This is a genomic window from Oceanobacillus sp. FSL W7-1304 (assembly GCF_037969805.1).
Lineage (GTDB): Bacteria > Bacillota > Bacilli > Bacillales > Amphibacillaceae > Oceanobacillus > Oceanobacillus profundus.
This window is the reverse complement of record NZ_CP150211.1, coordinates 2,429,828-2,449,828: the sequence shown is the minus strand read 5'-3', so window position 1 is coordinate 2,449,828 and position 20,001 is coordinate 2,429,828. Positions and strand designations below refer to the sequence as shown.

15 protein-coding genes and 1 pseudogene are annotated in these 20,001 nt (G+C 38.0%); 14 read left to right on the top strand and 2 right to left on the bottom strand.

Annotation, left to right across the window (positions count from 1 at the left end):
- Positions 1–34: 34 nt before the first annotated feature.
- The 6 genes from glmM (at position 35) to NYE61_RS12375 (ending at position 7,588) form a co-directional block, all read left to right on the top strand.
- Positions 35–1,381, top strand: a complete 1,347-nt coding sequence (glmM, locus tag NYE61_RS12400) for a phosphoglucosamine mutase (protein WP_303449352.1) — start codon at positions 35–37, stop codon at positions 1,379–1,381.
- 296 nt (positions 1,382–1,677) lie between these two features.
- Positions 1,678–2,352, top strand: a complete 675-nt coding sequence (locus tag NYE61_RS12395) for a response regulator transcription factor (protein WP_251661261.1) — start codon at positions 1,678–1,680, stop codon at positions 2,350–2,352.
- Positions 2,353–2,370: 18 nt separating this feature from the next.
- Positions 2,371–3,750 (top strand): HAMP domain-containing sensor histidine kinase, encoded by a 1,380-nt coding sequence (locus NYE61_RS12390; RefSeq protein ID WP_095312994.1) that lies wholly within the window; start codon positions 2,371–2,373, stop codon positions 3,748–3,750.
- A 76-nt stretch (positions 3,751–3,826) separates the two neighbouring features.
- The gene (locus tag NYE61_RS12385) at positions 3,827–4,891 is read left to right on the top strand and encodes an ABC transporter permease (RefSeq protein WP_303449356.1); all 1,065 of its coding nucleotides are present in this window, start codon (positions 3,827–3,829) and stop codon (positions 4,889–4,891) included.
- Positions 4,888–5,547 carry an ABC transporter ATP-binding protein gene (locus NYE61_RS12380; RefSeq protein WP_303449358.1) on the top strand — a complete coding sequence of 220 codons (660 nt, stop codon included), beginning with the start codon at positions 4,888–4,890 and terminating at the stop codon, positions 5,545–5,547. Before NYE61_RS12385 ends, NYE61_RS12380 begins: the two co-directional genes overlap by 4 nt.
- A gap of 253 nt (positions 5,548–5,800) precedes the next feature.
- Positions 5,801–7,588 carry a S9 family peptidase gene (locus tag NYE61_RS12375; RefSeq protein WP_303449360.1) on the top strand — a complete coding sequence of 596 codons (1,788 nt, stop codon included), beginning with the start codon at positions 5,801–5,803 and terminating at the stop codon, positions 7,586–7,588.
- A 92-nt stretch (positions 7,589–7,680) separates the two neighbouring features.
- On the opposite strand, the gene NYE61_RS12370 is transcribed toward NYE61_RS12375, so the two are convergent.
- Entirely contained in the window at positions 7,681–8,208 is a 528-nt protein-coding gene (locus NYE61_RS12370; protein ID WP_303449363.1) for a GNAT family N-acetyltransferase, read from the bottom strand.
- Positions 8,209–8,774: 566 nt separating this feature from the next.
- On the opposite strand from NYE61_RS12370, the gene glmS reads away from it, so the two are divergent.
- The 6 genes from glmS (at position 8,775) to NYE61_RS12340 (ending at position 16,935) form a co-directional block, all read left to right on the top strand.
- Positions 8,775–10,577 carry a glutamine--fructose-6-phosphate transaminase (isomerizing) gene (gene glmS, locus NYE61_RS12365; protein ID WP_095313004.1) on the top strand — a complete coding sequence of 601 codons (1,803 nt, stop codon included), beginning with the start codon at positions 8,775–8,777 and terminating at the stop codon, positions 10,575–10,577.
- A gap of 579 nt (positions 10,578–11,156) precedes the next feature.
- Positions 11,157–12,008 carry an aldo/keto reductase gene (locus tag NYE61_RS12360; protein ID WP_095313006.1) on the top strand — a complete coding sequence of 284 codons (852 nt, stop codon included), beginning with the start codon at positions 11,157–11,159 and terminating at the stop codon, positions 12,006–12,008.
- 349 nt (positions 12,009–12,357) lie between these two features.
- The gene (locus NYE61_RS12355) at positions 12,358–13,020 is read left to right on the top strand and encodes a hypothetical protein (protein ID WP_251661273.1); all 663 of its coding nucleotides are present in this window, start codon (positions 12,358–12,360) and stop codon (positions 13,018–13,020) included.
- Between the two features lie 248 nt (positions 13,021–13,268).
- Positions 13,269–13,988, top strand: coding sequence for an ABC transporter ATP-binding protein (locus NYE61_RS12350; protein ID WP_095313010.1), 720 nt, complete (start codon positions 13,269–13,271; stop codon positions 13,986–13,988).
- Positions 13,957–16,422 (top strand): FtsX-like permease family protein, encoded by a 2,466-nt coding sequence (locus NYE61_RS12345; protein ID WP_303449467.1) that lies wholly within the window; start codon positions 13,957–13,959, stop codon positions 16,420–16,422. The genes NYE61_RS12350 and NYE61_RS12345 overlap by 32 nt, the downstream gene beginning before the upstream one ends.
- Positions 16,423–16,428: 6 nt before the next feature.
- Entirely contained in the window at positions 16,429–16,935 is a 507-nt protein-coding gene (locus tag NYE61_RS12340) for a PadR family transcriptional regulator (protein ID WP_095313013.1), read from the top strand.
- Between the two features lie 340 nt (positions 16,936–17,275).
- Here NYE61_RS12340 and NYE61_RS12335 read toward each other — a convergent pair whose 3' ends face one another.
- Positions 17,276–17,680, bottom strand: coding sequence for a MerR family transcriptional regulator (locus tag NYE61_RS12335; protein ID WP_095313015.1), 405 nt, complete (start codon positions 17,678–17,680; stop codon positions 17,276–17,278).
- Positions 17,681–17,882: 202 nt separating this feature from the next.
- Between NYE61_RS12335 and NYE61_RS12330 the strand changes: the two are divergent.
- Positions 17,883–18,923, top strand: a pseudogene (locus NYE61_RS12330) (NAD(P)-dependent alcohol dehydrogenase).
- 161 nt (positions 18,924–19,084) lie between these two features.
- Positions 19,085–19,966 (top strand): YitT family protein, encoded by an 882-nt coding sequence (locus tag NYE61_RS12325; RefSeq protein WP_303449369.1) that lies wholly within the window; start codon positions 19,085–19,087, stop codon positions 19,964–19,966.
- The last annotated feature ends 35 nt before the right edge of the window (positions 19,967–20,001 follow it).

Sequence of the window (20,001 nt, the reverse complement as noted above, 5' to 3'; positions counted from 1 at the left end):
CTGAATTGGATGTAAGTTAAAGGAGAGGTAACGAATGGGAAAATATTTTGGAACGGATGGTGTGAGAGGCGTAGCCAATAAGGATCTAACACCAGAATTAGCATACAAGCTAGGACGTTATGGTGGTTACGTTTTGACGAATGGAATGGAAAGACCTCGCGTTGTTATCGGACGTGACACCCGAATTTCAGGCCATATGCTGGAAGGAGCTTTATTAGCAGGGCTCTTATCCATCGGCGCAGAAGTAATGCGACTCGGAGTAATTTCGACACCAGGTGTTGCCTATTTAACGAAAGCAACTAGTGCACAGGCTGGTGTTATGATTTCAGCGTCGCATAACCCTGTTGAGGATAACGGAATTAAATTTTTTGGACCAGATGGCTTTAAATTGACAGATGAGCAAGAAGCAGAGATTGAAAAGCTAATGGACACAGAAGATACCCTACCTCGTCCTACAGGTGCTGGTGTTGGTATTGTCACCGATTATTTCGAAGGCGGACAAAAGTATCTTTCCTATTTGAAGGATACAATTGATAATGATTTTGAAGGCTTTCAAATCGCAATTGACTGTGCCCATGGAGCGACATCTAGTTTAGCTACACACTTGTTCGCTGACCTGGAAGCAGATATTTTTTCAATTGGATCTGCCCCAGATGGACTCAATATAAACGACGGAGTAGGTTCCACGCACCCAGAAAAACTGCAAGCATTTGTTGCGGAAAAAGGTGCAGATATTGGTCTTGCATTTGATGGAGATGGTGATCGTCTCATTGCAGTTGATGAAAAAGGGAATATTGTTGATGGCGATCAAATCATGTTTATTTGTGCGAGACATTTGAATGAAAAAGGACTACTCAAGAAAAATACAGTTGTATCAACGGTAATGAGTAATCTTGGTTTCTATAAAGCAATTGAGGAAAACGGCATGCGAAGTGATAAAACTGCAGTTGGTGACCGATACGTGATGGAGGAAATGCGTAATGGGGGTTATAACCTTGGTGGAGAACAATCCGGCCACATTATCTTCCTTGATTACATCACAACAGGAGATGGCATGCTATCGGCAATCCAGCTTGTGAATGTCATGAAAGAAACCGGCAAACCTTTATCCGAGCTTGCTAGTGAAATGACAATCTTCCCGCAAGTATTAAAAAATGTGAGAGTTACCGATAAAACGGAAGCATTAAGTAACCCAGTAATTCTAGATGAGATTAAAGCAGTAGAAACGAAACTTGCTGGACAAGGACGCGTTCTTGTAAGACCTTCTGGTACAGAGCCGCTTGTTCGTGTCATGGTTGAAGCTCCAACTGCTGACGAATGTGAAAAGTATGCCGACCAAGTTGTAAAGGTTATTGATGACTTGCTAGGATTAAAAGAATAATTTTTATGAACTGCTCTCTTATTTAAATGGAGGGCAGTTTTTTGTTGTGCATATATGTAAAATTAGTAAGCATTTAGAGAGGGGGCTGAAGTTCACAAGAGAAAGACTGATATTGACGAGGAAAAGACTGATATTCAGGAGAAAAAAGCTGAAGTTCACAATAAATTGGCTGATGTTCACAAATTCAGGACATGATGAAATGAGGTAGGTGCTCAAGCTCAACGCAAGCCGAACATGAATCAATCAAAGGAGATATGGTATGGTAAAGTTATTACAGGTTAGGAGGTTCAGACGCGATGATTACAATTTTGATTGTTGATGACGATCCGCATATTCGAGAATTGCTTCGTTTTTATTTGCAAAAAGATGGTTATAAGACGATAGAAGCTGCTGATGGACAAGATGCATTGCAGCAATTAGAAGAAAACAGCATACATTTGGCTGTTGTCGATATTATGATGCCGAATGTAGATGGCTATCAGCTCTGCGAGGAAATACGTAATAATTATGATATTCCTGTGCTCATGCTTACCGCAAAGGATGGGATTTTAGATAAAGAAAAGGCTTATTTGGCTGGAACAGATGATTATATTGTAAAGCCATTTGAACCGAAGGAAGTGCTTTTCCGTATAAAAGCATTGCTTAGACGATTTCAAATTACCAATGAAGAAGTTATCCGGATTGGGAAAACAACGGTGGTTAATCGAAAAAACTATGAAGTACAGGTGAAAGGTAAAACAATGATTTTACCTTTAAAGGAATTTGAGCTGCTTGCACAATTAGCGAATTATCCAAATCGAATATTTTCCCGGGAGCAATTAATTCAATTGATTTGGGGAAATGATTATGAAGGGAATGATCGAACAGTGGATGTACATATTAAACGGCTTCGTGAGCGTTTTGCACCAATGGAAGCGGGTTTTTCGATTAATACGATCCGGGGGTTAGGATATAAACTAGAAGTGAATTAGAGAGTTGGAGGAGCAGATATGCGAACGCTCTATGTACGAATTATTGTAATGACAATGGCAATTATGATTGCAAGTGCCCTGATTGCATTTGCTGCAACAAACATTTATTACCAGCATTTTTTAAAGCCGGAGAATGATAAAAAGGTAACCCATATTGCTGAAAATATTGTAGATCTATTTGAAGAAAGTCCAAATCAATCGATAGCGGACTATTTAACAGCAATGACAGATTTAGGATATACCTTTTATCTTGTGACGCCGGCAGGGGATGCAGAAACGTTCGGAAACCCTTTTTCATCTGAAGAGCTGGATCAAAGGGAAATCAATCATGTTTTTCGTGGGAATACCTATCACGGAATTGCGAATTATCCTTGGAAGCCCTTTGTAACTGGCTTTTTTGATAATGAAGTGAAGAATACAATTGGAGTTCCGATTCAGGTAAACGGTGATACACATGCACTATTTATTCGTCCGAATTCTGCCCAGCAATTTGGTGAAATGCGGATATTTCTAGCTATACTACTCTTTTTGGCATTGCTATTTAGCTTTTTATTAGTATTAGCAAGCACTCGTTTTATCGTGAAACCGATTAAGAAATTGACAGAAGCAACGAGAAAGATTGCTGCTGGAAACTATCATTTAAAGCTTGATGTTAATCGCAAGGATGAGATTGGAAGACTGGCGAGTGACTTTTCTACGATGAGCAGTAGTTTAGCCCGAACAGAAGAAAAGCGTCAAGAGTTCGTGTCGAATGTTTCTCATGAAATCCAGTCTCCATTAACATCGATTCAGGGTTTTTCTCAAGCTTTGCAAGAAGAGGAAATGTCTGAAGAGGAAAAGCGGCGTTATCTTGCTATCATTGAGAATGAAAGCAAGCGATTATCAGCTTTGAGTAAACAACTTCTTACCTTATCCAATTTGGATAGCGAAGTGGATATCAATGACTTTGTACCGTTTGATCTAGCAGAGCAATTGAAGGAAGTTGTTTTAACAATGGAATGGCAATGGCGGGAAAAACAAATTGCGATAGAACTCGATATTCATCCTACTACAATTGTTGGTGATCCGAAGCTTCTACAGCAGGTATGGGTAAATTTAATCTCAAATGCAATTCGGTATACAGATCTCGGAGGAGAGATATCGATTCATATAGCGACCGATAAATACCATGTGCAGGTTATGGTGGAGGACACGGGCATTGGAATTAGCGAGGTAGATGTACCCCAGCTTTTTGATCGCTTCTATAAAGTCGATAAAGCCCGAACAAGGACAGAAAATAGCACTGGCTTAGGTCTTTCAATTGTGAAAAAAATAATGGAGGTACATGGCGGCACAATTATGGTAGAAAGTGAGCTTGGGAAAGGAACTGTATTTACAGTATCCCTTCCTCAAAAGTAAAAGTAACGATTCGTTCATCCTCCGTTCATATTCAGCGTATATGCTTGAAACATAGAGAAATAAAGGAGTGAACAGAATGTTTCTAGCTATACGGGAATTAGCACATGCGAAAATTCGTTATGCTTTAATCGGTTTGATCATTGTATTAATTGCTAGTCTGATTTTTATTATCTCGGGACTAGCAAAGGGATTATCTGCAGATAACGCATCAGCAATTCAAAATATGCAGGCAGATTATATATTGATGGATACCGATGCTGAACTTGAGATGACAAAATCGTTTATTTCAAGAACAGACCTAGATAATGTGTTACAGATGGATGGGATTGAACAAGCGAATTCTCTTTCGGTTCGAATGATGAATGCATCTGTTAACGGATCCGATCAGAATGAGGATGTAGCTTTATTTGTGACAGATGGGGATAGTATGCTCTTGCCATCTGTTCGTGATGGCAGCCCAATTACGAAAGAAGATGAAGCAATTGTAGATGCATCCTTACAACGAGAAGGAATTGAAATCGGTGATAGACTAGTATTTGGAGAAGAAAGTGAGTTAACGGTTGTAGGTTTTACCGATAATCAGCGCTACAGCCATACGCCGGTTGTGTTTGTAGATGGTGGAGGTCGCGAAACGATTAATGCCATTGCAATCAGCGTTGATGAATCGCGCGCTGATGAAATTCGAAATGCTGTTGGTAATTCGTTCGATATGGTAACGAAAGACGAAGCATTAAAAGGAATCCCTAGCTACTCGCAGGAGCAAGCTTCCTTAAATATGATGATTGTCTTCCTATTCGTAATTACAGCATTTGTTTTAGCTGCGTTCTTTTATGTAATCACATTGCAAAAGCGAGATCAGTTTGGCGTGCTAAAAGCGTTAGGTGCGAAAACGACGTATCTTGCACAAAACTTAGTCGGTCAAGTTGTGCTTATATCTATTATGTGTATTGGCATTGCGATGGGACTAACGTTGGCAATAGCTGAACTCTTACCAGAGGAGATGCCATTTCTATTAACAGCGGATGAAATGGTGCAGACCTCTATCCTTATTCTAATTGTCTCGATTATAGGTGCCTTTCTCTCGCTTATCCAAATCGTCAAAATTGATCCGATCGAAGCAATAGAGGGGGCTGGCAAATGACAATCGTTATGGAGAATGTATCAAAGGTATATCAAGATGGTCCGAAGTCCTTTACAGCATTGGACTCCATCTCTTTGGAAGTGAAGGAAGGAGAGTTTCTTGCGATTATCGGTCCTTCTGGATCTGGAAAAAGCACGATGTTATCAATAGCGGGAGCCCTCTTATCGCCAATGAAAGGAACGGTTTTGCTTGATGGAGAGAATCTTGCAAACCTATCATCTAAACAAATTACTGCTCGAAGATTAGAGAAGATTGGATTTGTTTTTCAAGCGGCAAATTTAATCCCTTATTTAAAGGTGAAAGATCAGTTAAGTGTTATCAATATCTTAGCGAAACATAAAAGCAAAGCAAATGAAGGAGCACTTTTGAGGCATTTTGGCTTAGCACATCGAGCTGTAAACTATCCGAATGAGCTTTCAGGAGGAGAAAGGCAGCGTGTAGCTATAGCACGAGCGCTAATTAACGATCCCAAGCTAATTCTTGCAGATGAGCCAACTGCAAGCTTAGATTCGAAGCGTGGACGAGAAGTTGTAGAAACACTAGCGAATGAAATTAAGTCGCGGGGAAAATCGGGAATTATGGTCACGCATGATGAAAGGGTTCTTGATTTATGTGATAGAGTCGTTACGATTCGTGATGGTCGGTTAGAAGAATAGATTGGAAAAGGAAAATGAGCTTGGGGAGCTTTCTCCAGGTTCATTTCCATTTTTCCTCCCCTTCATTATAACCCCTACTCCGCCTAAGGTCTGAACAAATATCCCACTCCAGCAGGTTCACTATGATGCGAATCTTGATACAATAAATCTGAATACAGACATTTACTGTGCAGGGGTAAATCGTTTATAATAAAAATATCCATTATTTTATGTTTTTTCAGAATAAATGATTCGAAAATCGAGGAGGATAAGGATGATTCAATTTCCTAAACCGAAAGTGGAACAGTTTTTCCGTACGTCCAATATTTATGATTTTGCTGTAAGTGGTGATGAAAAGCGGCTTATTTTTAGTTCTAATTTAAATGGAAAAGTTAATTTATGGGCGATTGATTTGCCAAACACATCTCCTTATTTATTTGCCCATCATGATGAATCAACCAATTTTATTAAGTTTGATCCAGAAAATCGCTATGTATTAACTGGCTATGATAAGGATGGTGATGAGAATTATCAGATCTATGCTGTTCCAAGTGAAGGAGGACTCCCCCAGCCATTAATAACTGGTGATGCCAAGGAGAAATATTTCTTTTGTCATTTAAGTGAGGATGGAGAACGAGTCTATTATATGACTTCTGAGGGGAACCCATCATTTTTAAATGCGCGAGTACGTAATCTGAAGGATAATGCAGATACGTTATTGAATGAAGGAGAACTTTCGCCAACGTATTTAGCTGCTGTATCGGATAATGAGGATGCTTTTGTATATACGCGTATGTTCGCAAATACATATGTGACAGCTTTTGTGAAGGTCGAGGATGAGACACACTATTTAACACCTGATCAAGAGAAAATTCATGTTGTTTTCAGCCCTGTTTTTACAGATGATGAAACGGTTTATTTCGTAACTAATTATGATAGTGAATATAATTACCTGGCTAAATATAATTTGAAAACAAAAACATTTTCTTCTGTTTTCTCTATCGATAAGGAAAGCATCGATATAAAATGGGATAAGGAAAATAAAGTGTTTTATCTCACGACAGAAAAAGGGGTAGAGGATTTATTCTACCGTTTTGATCCGGCGACAGAAAAGCTTGAGAAATTAGCTTTGCCAGTTGATGTGATTGAAAAAGTGCATGTCGCTAAATCAGGTAATCTTTATGTGCTTGGTAGAAGTGCAACCCTTCCATTCAATATCTTTACATCAGAGAACGGAAAGGATTGGGAGCAGCTAACAGATAATCGGGTACTCGGGATTAGCAGGGAGGATATGGTAGAACCAGAAGTAATCGCTTATGAATCTTTTGATGGGATGGAAATTGAAGCATTGCTTTTCAGAGCAAAGCCTGAAAACGATAATGGCTACACAATTTTTTGGCCTCATGGAGGTCCACAGGCATCTGAGCGCAAGATGTTTCGCGCGATGTTCCAAAGCTTTTTAAACCATGGTTATACAATATTTGCTCCGAACTTCCGTGGGAGCACAGGCTATGGCTCTTCTTTTGTAAAATTAGTGGAGCAGGATTGGGGAGAAGGTCCACGCTTAGATAATGTAGCTGGAATTGAATGGTTGTTTGAAAAGGCTATCGCTGATCGGGAAAAGCTTTTCCTTGTAGGTGGAAGCTATGGTGGATATATGGCGCTGCTGCTGCATGGACGGCATCCGGAATATTTTAAGGCAGTCATCGATATTTTTGGACCATCAGATTTGTTTACGTTTGTAAAATCTGTTCCACCACACTGGAAGCCAATTATGGACCGCTGGCTTGGTGATCCAGAACGGGATAAAGAGCGTTTTATTAAAGACTCGCCTGTTACGTATCTTGATACGATGACGAAGCCAATGCTCGTTATCCAAGGTGCGAAGGATCCACGTGTTGTAAAAGAAGAATCGGATCAAATCGTTGCTAAGCTCGAAGCAAAAGGGCGTGACGTCGAATACCTCGTGCTAGAGGATGAAGGTCATGGGTTTTCGAAAAAGGAAAATGAAATTAAAGTGTATAGCTTGATGCTGGAATTTATGGAAAAGCATAAAGGATAAGCGGGATCTCTGTATGTGCTAAAATAACTTTAGCAATGGAAAAAATCTCCGCCTAAAATCACGTATTTCTCTTGTTAACCTATGTGGTTGGGTTAACAAGAGAAATTTTTATTCGTCCATCTATAATAAACAAAAGACAGCTTCTGTCCATTCATTTCAAATGTTTCCTTATCCGCCCTCATATAAGCAAATCCATTTTTCTCTAGAATCACTCTAGATGCCACATTATTGGTTGTGGTTTTGGCATGAATCTGCTTGATATTCTGATTGGCGATGACGTTTTCTAATAATAATTGCAATGCTCTTTTGGCGACGCCTTTCCCAGTATAGAACTTGCCAACGCGATAGCCGAGATGAGCTGCTTTTTGAGCAGAAGTAATATCCACTAGATTAATCCTGCCAACAATCGCATTATGCTGATCCTTTATTAAGTAAAAATACGAAGTACCTACTGTTTGCTCTTTCAGCAAAGCCTCGTGGTTCCTTTTAAAAATATCTGGCTTATAATAGTCGTCCCCTCGAGATGGTACTGTTTCCTCGAAATAATCTCTATTTTCAAGTTCAAATGTGAATAAAGCGTCTGCATCGGCAGCTTTTAATTTTTCAATTGATATTTCCATCTGCAAATCTCCTATCATTGGTTATGTGTTTATTATAACGAAAAAATAGGGTTCCTCCGTCTGATTTAATGTTTATAAATAAAAATCTAACGGATCGTTATATAACCTTATCTATGATATAAATCGATAAGGAACTTTGACGCCTTGACCATCATATACTAATCAATAACTCCTTCTAAAAAATAGGGGTTAGGTATTGACCAAATTGATAAGTTTCAGTTAGAATGAAGAGTGTTCGTTTGGAAATATTTCCAACAGAACCGTTTATTTAAAAAAAGAAAGGAGCATAGAGGTTATCGAAGTAACAAAAAGCGCCAGGACTATTTTTCAGGTCGAAATGGAAAAATAGTTGACGAGGTGGAGGTTATCGAAGTTTCGGCGGGTGCCTCCCGGTTGCACATCTCAATCGTTTCGCTTTATCTATAAAACAATGAGGCGACTTATTGGACAAAAGGATAAAGCAAGATGTCCACTATAAAAATACACGAGAGAGGGGCAGAAAGACGCCCCTTGTACAGCAAAGAAAAAGGTTCGTTTTGTCTGCCCCTTATTAGGAGGACAACGTTATGTGCGGAATTGTAGGATATATCGGACAAAATGATACGAAGGAAGTTTTATTAAACGGACTGGAAAAGCTGGAATACAGAGGTTATGACTCTGCGGGTATTGCTATGCTGAATGCAGAAGGCATCAACCTGACGAAGGTGAAAGGTCGCATTGCTGCACTACGTGAACGTGTGGATAACTCGATCCAAGCAACAATGGGAATTGGCCATACTAGATGGGCAACACATGGTGTACCAAGTATCACGAATGCACACCCACATCAAAGTACAACAGGCAGATTCACTCTTGTTCATAATGGAGTTATTGAAAATTACAATGACCTGAAAAAAGAATACCTTCAAGATGTTAGTTTTGTAAGTGATACGGATACAGAAGTAGTTGTGCAATTGATCGATAAGCTTTATCAAAAACATCAGGATACGGTCGAGGCGTTTCGTGAGACGATGCGTTTATTAAAAGGTTCTTATGCGATTGGTCTAATCGACGTAGAGGATCACGAGACACTGTATGTTTCCAAAAACAAAAGTCCACTTCTGGTTGGTTTAGGTGATGGATTTAACCTTGTTGCAAGCGACGCTATGGCAACATTAAAGGAAACAGACCAATACCTTGAAATTTTTGATAAAGAGATTGTACTTGTTAATCGCAACTTTGTTGAAGTTCAAACATTAGAAGGTTCTGTTGTGGAACGCAAACCCTACACTGCTGAAATTGATGCAAGTGATACTGAAAAGGGTACGTATGCCCATTACATGTTGAAAGAAATCGATGAGCAGCCAATTGTAATGCGTAACATCATCAAGAACTATCAAGACGAAAACAATAAACTAAAGCTTGATGCAAACATCCGCAGTGCAATGAAAGCGGCTGACCGCATTTATATTATTGCGGCAGGCACAAGCTACCATGCAGGCTTAGTTGGAAAAGAACTCATTGAGAAACTAGCAAACATTCCAGTGGAAGTTCATGTTGCAAGTGAATTTTCATATAATACACCGCTGTTATCCGAGAAACCACTATTTATATTCATCTCACAAAGTGGTGAAACAGCTGATAGCCGTGCCGTTTTAGTTAAAATAAAAGAAATGGGCCACCCGGCATTAACGATTACAAATGTGCCAGGATCCACCCTTTCTCGTGAAGCGGACCATACATTGCATTTATATGCAGGTCCCGAAATTGCTGTGGCTTCAACAAAAGCATATACTGCACAAATTGCAGTACTAGCTATTTTGGCAGTCGATACAGCAAATGTAAAAGGAATTCAATTAGATTTCGATCCATTGCAGGAGCTTGCTATTGTTGCAACAGCAATGGAAACTCTAACTGGTCAGAAGGAAGAAATCGAACAATTAGCAAGAGATTACTTTGAGACAACTCGTAATGCTTTCTTTATCGGTAGAAGCGGTGATTACAATGTTTCACTGGAAGCTGCATTGAAGCTGAAGGAAATCTCCTATATCCAGGCAGAAGGTTTTGCTGGTGGAGAATTGAAACACGGAACGATCGCCCTAATCGAAGAAGGAACACCAGTAATCGCGCTTGCTACACAGGAAAATGTAAACTACTCTATTCGCAGTAATGTGCAGGAAGTCGTTGCCCGTGGTGCAAACGCAATGATCATCAGCATGAAAGGCTTAGAAGAAGACGATGATAGCTTCGTGGTCCCACATGTGCATGAACTCTTAACACCATTAGTAAGTGTGATTCCAATGCAATTATTAGCTTATTATGCTGCGTTGCATCGTGGCTGTGATGTTGATAAGCCAAGGAATTTAGCTAAGAGTGTTACGGTGGAGTAAGAGGGATTCTAACTACTGTTGTGTTCGTGGCTTTAAAATAAATTCGCGAAGTTTCGCCCCTTTCGATAGATTGTCTAAAGGGGTGTTTTTTATTGTTTGAATTTAACCCTGACCCCAACATATATTTCAGAGCAAAAAAAAGAACAACTATTATTGAACGCCGTTCGAATTATTTGAACGGTGTTTGATTGTTTGCTTTATTTGATTAAGAAAAGATTGCTGCGGTTGTTGGATTTAAACCTATGATTACTCTTTACTATGGCCGCTTTGTAAGTAGTAACCAGTAAAATTAAGTATTCAAACGGTTATGATTTATTACGAAGATGACTACTTCAATCAGTTCCGTTTGGTGTAGGATTTTTCTAAATTGGGTATAGTACTTATGGACATCTCAGTGGGAGATGAAAACATGAAATAATGGTAATATGACCTGAGCTTGACAATTGACCGCGAGCTTTTTCACAGGAACCACTGTTTAGTGTAGACAGCCTATTGGTTTCATATTAGCAGACGTGAAGGAAATATCCTTTTCTATTATTCTCAACTTACATTACAAAGATTTTTAAAGGAGATGAGACTTTGACTAGAGATAATAGTTTTATTCTAAATGATGGATCAGCGCTTCCCCTTGTGGGATTAGGCACGATCGGCATTGATGGTGATCAGGGTACATTTGAAATTTTAAACGCCTTAAACACAGGATACCGTTTAATCGATACTTCAACAAACTATAACAATGAAGGTATTGTCGGTGAAGCTGTACGTCGATCCGCACTGCCCAGGGAAGAAATTTTAATCAGTACGAAATTGCCCGGCTCGCACCATGAATACGACAAGGCGTTTATCTTTATTCAAGAATCTTTACGCCGCACTGGATTAAACTATTTTGACAAGTATTTAATTCATTGGCCGAATCCCAAAGATGGCAAATATGTAGAAGCTTGGAAGGCTTTAGTGGATGCTCAAAAACAAGGATTAATCAGAACCATTGGTGTTTCAAACTTTGAACCTGAACATCTGGACAATATTATCGAAGAAACAGGTGTGACTCCTGCTACAAACCAGGTGGAGCGTCAGCCGTATTTTAATAATAACCGTATGGTTGAAGAAAATAAAAAACGGGGTATTCTTACTGAAGCCTGGAGTTCTTTTGGTCGGGGTTATCTGAATGACGTGCTGGAAAATGCCACAATTAAAGAAATCGCGGATAAATACGATAAAACTCCGGCACAGATTATTTTAAACTGGAACTATCAGGCCGGCGTATTTTCTATTCCAAAATCGAGTAATCCAAAGCATCAAAAGGATAATATCAATAGTACCAGCTTTGAATTAGCCCCTGAGGATATGGAAACAATTGATTCACTGGATAAAGGGGAAGCCGGCCGTGTAGAAGGACAGGACCCCAACGAATATCATGAATATGTATAGACAGCCCACTATCTGAGTTAGATATTTTGAGCAATAGATAAGAAATGGGTCTGTTTTAAGCAAATCCACCTTTTATTTTTAAGAATTGTGCTGTTAACGGGCACGATTGTTTAAACAACATTATCGTTACATCCATAAAGTTCTACTTGGAAGTTGCCCTAACAATTAAATAACTTAACTTTTACACCGTCCTCAAATGAGGGCGGTGTAATGTGTATTTACGGCCTCATTTTAATAATTTTATTCTCTTTATACAACAAATGAAACCAAAATAAATATCAAACGTATAACAAAGACAAGCATTTTTTAAATAAAAACAAATTTGAGATAAAGGGGTTTTGTATACCTGATGCTTCGTTTTATTCGTCGTAGAAAACGTCGTCTGAAGATGAAAAAAGTTAAAGAGGGAGATGGTCATACATTAAAAGAGTACCGCCTATGGAATATTTTCACTCGCTCATTATTCCATATAGAAATAACCAATGATCAGAATGAGAAAACCGATTACGCTATAAGCTGTAAATATTTTGCGGAGGAGCCTAAAGCTGATTTATACCGCAATGGCATACATATTGCCTACTCTAAGCTTCCAGCTGCTTTCGTAGTAGAAAATGGAGTAATTGAAATAGAAAAAGGTGGGTATGGGATAAATCGGATTCGTTATGATTCGGACAAAGAAGAGACCTTTTCAGTTTATCCAGATAAACGTTCGATTAGGGGTTTACGCATGCGATTGCATAAACGATTTCCCAAAATTAGCTCGCTCATTGGGATGATTGCTATTTTAATTTTATTGACTTCAATAGCCTTGAGTGCACCTCAACTAATAGAAAAGATTACGGAAATTCCTTGGGTTTCTGAAAATATAGGTACATTCGAATCACCAATAGCATTTTCGTTGCAGGTTAATATTTGGATATGGGTTGCGGGTGCGGTAGCTGGGGTAGAACGAACTCTCATGCTTCGTAATCATTGGTTAATTGATATGGAAACAAGCTATTGGGATAGTTAATTTTCTTTCGGTATACAAGGTACAATTGCTTCAATCCCGGTGAATTATTCGATCTGCAAGTTTTTTGGTTAAAATAAACTTTATTTTAAAACAGCAAAAACCTATAAATCATGCATACTTAGTATGTATGATTTATAGGTTTTTTTATATATTTACAAATAATTTAGGTGTTAATTAGTGTTTTCACTTCATTTTATTATATACTTAGTATATAATAAAATGAAGTTAGGGATAGGAGGAAGTAAAACATGATTAAGGTAAACAATTTAACAAAGTCGTTTATACAAGGGCAAGCAAGAACGCAAGTATTAAAAGGTGTTGATTTGCACGTTGAAGAAGGGGAATTTGTAGCTATAATGGGGCCAAGTGGCTCTGGGAAAAGTACATTACTACAACTTTTAGGTGGTCTTGATATACCAACTGAAGGGGATATATTAATAAATCAGAATAATTTGAGTGAGATGACGGAAAAAGAAAGAACGATATTCCGCAGAAAATATATAGGGTTTATTTTTCAAAATTACCAGCTGCTACCAACATTAAATGTAGAAGAAAACATAGCTTTTCCTCTTCATGCAGATGGCAGTTTAACGAAAGAAAAATACCAGTTTATTTTAGAATTACTTGATTCTGTTGGATTAAAGGAGCTTGGTCGAAAACGTGCTAATTTACTTAGTGGTGGTCAGCAACAACGAGTAGCTATAGCCAGAGCGCTTGTCAATAATCCCTCTGTATTATTAGCTGATGAACCAACGGGAAATTTAGATAGAAATAAAGCTGAAGAAATTCTCGGGTTAATAGCAAGATTCAACCGAGAAAGCAATCAAACAATCATAATGGTTACGCATGATATTTTCGCAGCTGGGTTTGCAGATCGCATTATTCTTTTTAAAGATGGAGTTATTGATCAAGTGATTTCTAGGAAGGATGATGATTATGCTAAATATGTGGCGAATTTCATGGCTTAACATAATACAAAATAAAAAACGTTTTTCCATTTCATTGCTTGGGATTATTTTAGGTATAGCGTTCGTAACATCTATGCTTATTGCAGACAAAACAACAAATGATGTTTTTGATTATTACGAACAAATGTATGTGGCAAATGCAGATTACTGGGTTCTAAGCGATGAACATACATACTCTGAAGATATTGTTTCGTCAGTTCTGACTAGTTCAGCGGTAACGGAAACACTGCTTGCGCTTGATAAACAAGCTTTCTTTGAGCTTGAGGGTGATCAATCCCTAAATCAAAGATCTGTACGAATTACAGGTGTGAATGATCAAGATAGTTCTTTGCTAAAACTTCCTGTAATTGAAGGAAGTTTAGATAATGAAGGATTGGTAATACCAGACGTTGTTGCAAATCTGTTAAATAAAAAGGTAGGAGATACAATTAGGTTTACCAATTTGGGAGAAGCTAAGGTTTCCGCCATTGTTGAATACACGCAGCTGCTTGCAAGTCCGAGTGACTGGGAAGGTGCTGAACAGAAGAGCTTCCGAATTATGGCTCCACTTGATTTGTTAAGAGATTGGACTGGTATGGATAATGAGCTTTCATATGTAAGGTTCCAAACAAATGATGAAGGAGAGAAGCTTTTTCAATCCCTCCAGGAAGAATTTCTTAATTCAAATGTATATGTACAACCAGTTGTCGCGGATGATCTACAAAGTAATGACATTGGGGGACTTTATACATTTTTTTACCTAATCGCTGGGTTATCCATGTTTATCAGTGGGTTTATTGTTTTTAATATGATTTATACAAGTGTTATGGAGAGAAAAAAAGAATTTGCGATAATGAAGAGTTTTGGTTATCTTCAACGTTCTGTTTCTAGACTTATTCTTATTGAAGTACTACTTTTGGCATTAATAGGTGTAGCTATTGGAGTGCCCATTGGAATTTTGCTTGGAGATATGTTCATGCAAACTTTGCTTAGCGTGTTTGAGTTTGACATGGTTTACACATTAAATTGGCAGATGCCTACACTAACAGCTGTAGTAATTGGAATTTTATTTCCTGTTGTCTTTTCTTTATTTCCAATTTATAATGCGGGGAAAACCTCAGTTTTATTGACGTTAAAAATGGCAGATCAAACACAATCATCGAAGAGAGGATACATATTTAGGGCTGTTCTGGGAGCTGGCTTGCTAATCTTTGTATTTATCGATCACCCTGTCTCTTACTTAGCTATTTTGGCAAGCATCATTTTGTTGTTTCCATTATTGTTACTGGGTGTGAATCGGATATTTAAACCTATTTTGAAGCTATTCTTTGGCTATTCTGGCAGTCTGGCAGCTAAAAGCCTAAAACAGCAATTAAATCGAAACGCCAATACTTCCGCTATTCTTGCCGTTGGAATAGCAGTGATATTATTGCTAAGTGCTGTTATCGAATCTGCTCCGGAAGGTTATGAAAATGAAATCAGGAATACGTATGGTGGCGACCTAAGAGTTACATCAGAAGCGCCTTGGTCTGAACAGGATAGAGCAAAAATGCTAGCCTATGATTCTGTTGCGAATGCTGAGCCCTTAACGGAAGCTACGCCAATTACATGGGAAACAATAGACGGAGAGAAGAGACAGTTTTCTATTTTTGCTGCAGATAAAGAAGGACCCACTTTATTTGAGCGTTCTGAAAAGGATGAATCATATAATGAGCTGACAAAGGAACCATCTATTCTCCTTGGTGAAAGAGCCTTTGATGAATGGGGCGGAAGTGTAGGGGGATATATTTCCATTAATACACCTTCAGGTAATCAGCAATTTAAAGTCATTGACGTTGTGAAAACATCGAATTACGCAGGCTATACCGCATTTATGGATGAGAATCATTTAAATAATGAATTTGGTTGGGCGAATAGTTTTGACATGCTGCTAACTTTAAATGACGGATATACAGCTGAACAATTACGAGATCAGTTATGGCTGGATTTCAGCAATCATCTCTCAAAAGTTGAAACGGTAGAAGATGAAATTAAATCATCTACTTCCGCATTATCTGGCATGAACGAGTTAATTCTAGTCATGTTAGTTTTAATTATCGGGCTAGCAAGTATTGGTACAGCTAACACTTTACTGATGAACACTTTGGAGCGCACCTCTGAGATAGGGACAATGCGAGCGCTTGGTTTTACGAAACAGCAAGTTAAAAAAATGATAATTGGAGAAGGTTTGCTTATAGGATTGTCAGGGGTTATTGGTGGTATAATTTCAGGTGTGGTTTTACTTTATGTTACTAGCCAATCCGAACTTTTAGAAGGGTTTATATCTTTTCAAATACCTTTAGGAAATATTATCCTGGCACTGATTGCTGGTATTTCTCTTAGCCTTTTTGCTTCTTGGATTTCTAGTGCTACGGCGGGTAAAATAAATATTATATCATCACTTAAAGAAGGTTGAGCAATTATGTCGGTTAAGTACGGAATATTAACATTGCTATATTTGCAAGAAAATCATGGATATGAATTAAAACTGGAGCTGGAATCCCTTCTAGGAACCAAAGGGAAAATTAATCCTGGCCAAATTTATACGACTTTGGATCGTCTTATTCGTGATCTGCTTGTCTCATCTGTAGGAATGGATGACCAAGAAAGAAAACTTTATGAAATAACTACGGAAGGTAAAAGTGAGCTGGAAAATTGGCTGCTGGAACTTGTACCCTATCATTCTACAAAAGATGATTTTCATTTTAAATGGAGCTGTGCTCGTAAGATTGGTTTCGAACAGGAAAAGGAAATGCTTGATCAACAAAAGGCAATGATAATGAAAGATGTTTTGGAATTGACTAAACTAAAAACGGAATTTCTTCTTCGAGGTGACGAGAATAGGTATTTATTAATTAGTGGTACCCTCTTGCATTTAGAAGCAGATTTAAACTGGATCCATCAAGTTGAAAGTCGAAATCGGTCCTAATTTAAAAAGAGTATGAAGTAATTGAAAGAAGTAAAAATCCCCAAAAATATATTGCGAAGAAACCGTTGAAGCAGTTTTAGATTTAATGTAGGCAAATAGCATCTATCTTTATAAGAAATACAAGAATAGAGCAACACCATCAAGGTGCTGCTCCTTGTTATTAAATAGACTTATAATTAAACAACTTTTGTCATTTAAAATTATTTTTTTATAAAAAATCGCTTTCGATCGAAGGTTTTTCCGGTTACGCTGGTTTCAAAATCAAATGATCCTTTTGAAGAAGTTCTACTAAGTGGACCTGATGAATTAACCAAAACTCAAGTTATTGTTTCTTTGTTAATTAAAAGTTCCCTATTTTATTGGTCTTATGAATATCTTCCGTTCCTGCATCCAATGCAGTCTGGTAATATTCACATTTATGATTTATAAGTTCCATTGTCTTCTTTAGCTCTTCCAATTGTGCTTCTGCAACAGCTTTTCGTTCCAAGAACATGTCATATCTTTTTTGTAGCGTGGAATCTCCATCGGAACACCAATCGATAAATTTTTTAATTTCCTTAATAGGCATCCCTGTAGATTTAAGGCATTCAATTACATTTAAAGCGTCTATATCGGATTCTTTAAACAATCTTGTTCCGTTAGGTGTCCGTTCTACAAAAGGCATTAGGCCCTCCTTATCGTAGTAACGTAAAGTATATACGGTGAGATTTAACTTTTTTGCAACTTCACTGATAGAATATGTCACAGTTGTTTAACTCCTTTTGATATAGATTTCGAGTTAACTCTAGGTTTTGGCGAAATTTTATCACGCTGAATACGGAATGTCAAAGTATAAATAAATCCTTATTTATTTGTTGACCTAGAGTTAACTATAGGGTTTATCCTAGTTTTGCAGGAGAATAATAAGTAAATTCTCTAAAAAATCAAGTTATTGGAGGGCTATACAGATGGTTACAGCTAAAGCACGAGCAGTAGACGGTCCGGATCAACCGTTTCGAGCTGCTGAAATTAAAAGACGTGATCTTGATTCGCATGATGTTCTGATTGAAATTAAATATGCAGGCATTTGTCATTCCGATATTCATACAGCTCACGGTGAATGGGGTCCAGTCAACTATCCACTTGTACCTGGCCATGAGATTGCAGGCGTTGTTACGGCTATAGGACCTAACGTTTTAAAGTATACTATCGGGGATCGAGTTGGTGTCGGATGTATGGTAGGCTCCTGTGGTGAATGTGAGAACTGCCGTAATGGAGAGGAGCAATATTGTCTCGAAGGTAAAGTCGATACTTACGCTGGCGTTGATAAATACGGGGAACCAACTCAAGGCGGTTATTCTACCCATATTGTCGTACCTGAAGACTTCGTACTCTGAATACCTGATAATATTGAATTTGATGTTGCAGCACCACTACTTTGCGCTGGTATTACGACATATTCTCCATTAAATCATTGGGCGGCGGGCCCTGGCAAGAAGATTGCTATTGTAGGTATGGGTGGTCTTGGGCATATGGCTGTTCAAATTGCCCATGCAATGGGTGCTGAAGTTACTGTTCTATCACAAACATTGAAGAAACAGGATGATGGTTATAAATTAGGAGCAGACAATTACTATGCAACAAGTGACACAGAAACATTCGAGAAACTTGCTGGTTACTTTGACTTAATTATTAACACGGTAAGTGCAGATATTGACTTGAATGCATATTTAGGATTACTAACTCTTGATGGTACTCTCGTAAATGTCGGTGCTCCTGCAGAACCGCTGTCACTCAACGTGATAAATTTAATCGGTCATCGTCGTTCATTTGCAGGTTCGATGATTGGAGGCATCCGTGAGACACAGGAAATGTTAGATTTCTGTGCAAAACATAACATTGTTCCTAAAATTGAAGTGATTACGGCTGATCAAATTGACGAAGCGTATGAAAGAGTATTGGCTTCTGATGTAAAATATAGATTCGTGATTGACATTAGTACAATGTGAATTCTGCTAATACAAAAACAGGGCTGATCCAATCGGATTTTGCCCTGTTTTTTTGTCCAATACTTCTTCAATTTCCTCTCAATATGAATAAATAATACCATGATAATCTAAAGTATGATTAAATAAAGAAATAGAAAAATTGTTTGGAAAGAGGAAAGTAAATGAATGCAAATACAAGCACAAAGCAAAAAAGAACCATAATATTTAAAAAGGTACTACGTGCATTAGCAGTTGCGATAGGTGCCTTTATAACAGCATATGGTCTTGAGTCGGTCCTGATCCCAAACAATGTGTCAGATGGTGGCGTGACGGGTTTAAGTATAGTCGGTTCACAACTGTTCGGATTACCTCTTGGAGTTTTAATTGCGATATTGAATATTCCGTTCGTGTTTTTAGGATATAAACAAATCGGGAAAAGCTTTGCGATTTACTCTGTTATTGGTATTGCTACACTTGCGTTTGGGACAAGCATTATGCACCATATACCAATTATAGTTCAAGGAGATACATTGTTAGTGACCGTCGTTGGTGGTATTATCATTGGCTTCGGTATGGGGTTAGCATTACGAAATGGTGGCGCATTGGATGGTATTGATATGTTAGCGGTATTGCTATCCCGAAAATTGCCTTTTGGAACAAGTGACCTTATTCTATTTTTAAATATGTTTGTTTTTATAGTCGTTTCCACAGTTTTCGGATTACAAGGGGCTTTCTTGTCAGGGATAGCTTATTTTATTGCTTCTAAAGTGATTCATATAGTTGAGGAAGGTTTAAGTGGTTCTAAGACCTATAAAATTATCACTAGTCAGCCGGATTTAATGGTAGAAACCATACGTGATCGTTTAGGTCGCAGTGCAACCTATAATCTGGTTGAAGGTGGTTATACAAATGAAAAATTTAAAGAAATTACGTGTATTATTAACCGTTTAGAAGATAGTAAGATGAAAGAAATTATTAACGAAATTGACAAACATGCTTTTATTGCTGTGTATGATGTGGCAGAAGTAAAAGGCGGTAGTTTCAAGAAGAAAGACATTCATTAATACAGGTCTTTGTTTTAAAAATAAATACAAATTGA

Bases quoted from the DNA above. Each gene is read 5' to 3' on its own strand.
- NYE61_RS12395 (WP_251661261.1), top strand. From the start codon at position 1,678: ATGATTACAATTTTGATTGTTGATGACGATCCGCATATTCGAGAATTG.
- NYE61_RS12370 (WP_303449363.1), bottom strand. From the start codon at position 8,208: ATGGAAATATCAATTGAAAAATTAAAAGCTGCCGATGCAGACGCTTTA.
- NYE61_RS12355 (WP_251661273.1), top strand. From the start codon at position 12,358: ATGCTTCGTTTTATTCGTCGTAGAAAACGTCGTCTGAAGATGAAAAAA.
- NYE61_RS12340 (WP_095313013.1), top strand. From the start codon at position 16,429: ATGTCGGTTAAGTACGGAATATTAACATTGCTATATTTGCAAGAAAAT.
- NYE61_RS12375 (WP_303449360.1), top strand. From the start codon at position 5,801: ATGATTCAATTTCCTAAACCGAAAGTGGAACAGTTTTTCCGTACGTCC.
- NYE61_RS12325 (WP_303449369.1), top strand. From the start codon at position 19,085: ATGAATGCAAATACAAGCACAAAGCAAAAAAGAACCATAATATTTAAA.
- NYE61_RS12380 (WP_303449358.1), top strand. From the start codon at position 4,888: ATGACAATCGTTATGGAGAATGTATCAAAGGTATATCAAGATGGTCCG.
- NYE61_RS12390 (WP_095312994.1), top strand. From the start codon at position 2,371: ATGCGAACGCTCTATGTACGAATTATTGTAATGACAATGGCAATTATG.
- glmS (WP_095313004.1), top strand. From the start codon at position 8,775: ATGTGCGGAATTGTAGGATATATCGGACAAAATGATACGAAGGAAGTT.
- NYE61_RS12345 (WP_303449467.1), top strand. From the start codon at position 13,957: ATGCTAAATATGTGGCGAATTTCATGGCTTAACATAATACAAAATAAA.
- NYE61_RS12385 (WP_303449356.1), top strand. From the start codon at position 3,827: ATGTTTCTAGCTATACGGGAATTAGCACATGCGAAAATTCGTTATGCT.
- NYE61_RS12350 (WP_095313010.1), top strand. From the start codon at position 13,269: ATGATTAAGGTAAACAATTTAACAAAGTCGTTTATACAAGGGCAAGCA.
- glmM (WP_303449352.1), top strand. From the start codon at position 35: ATGGGAAAATATTTTGGAACGGATGGTGTGAGAGGCGTAGCCAATAAG.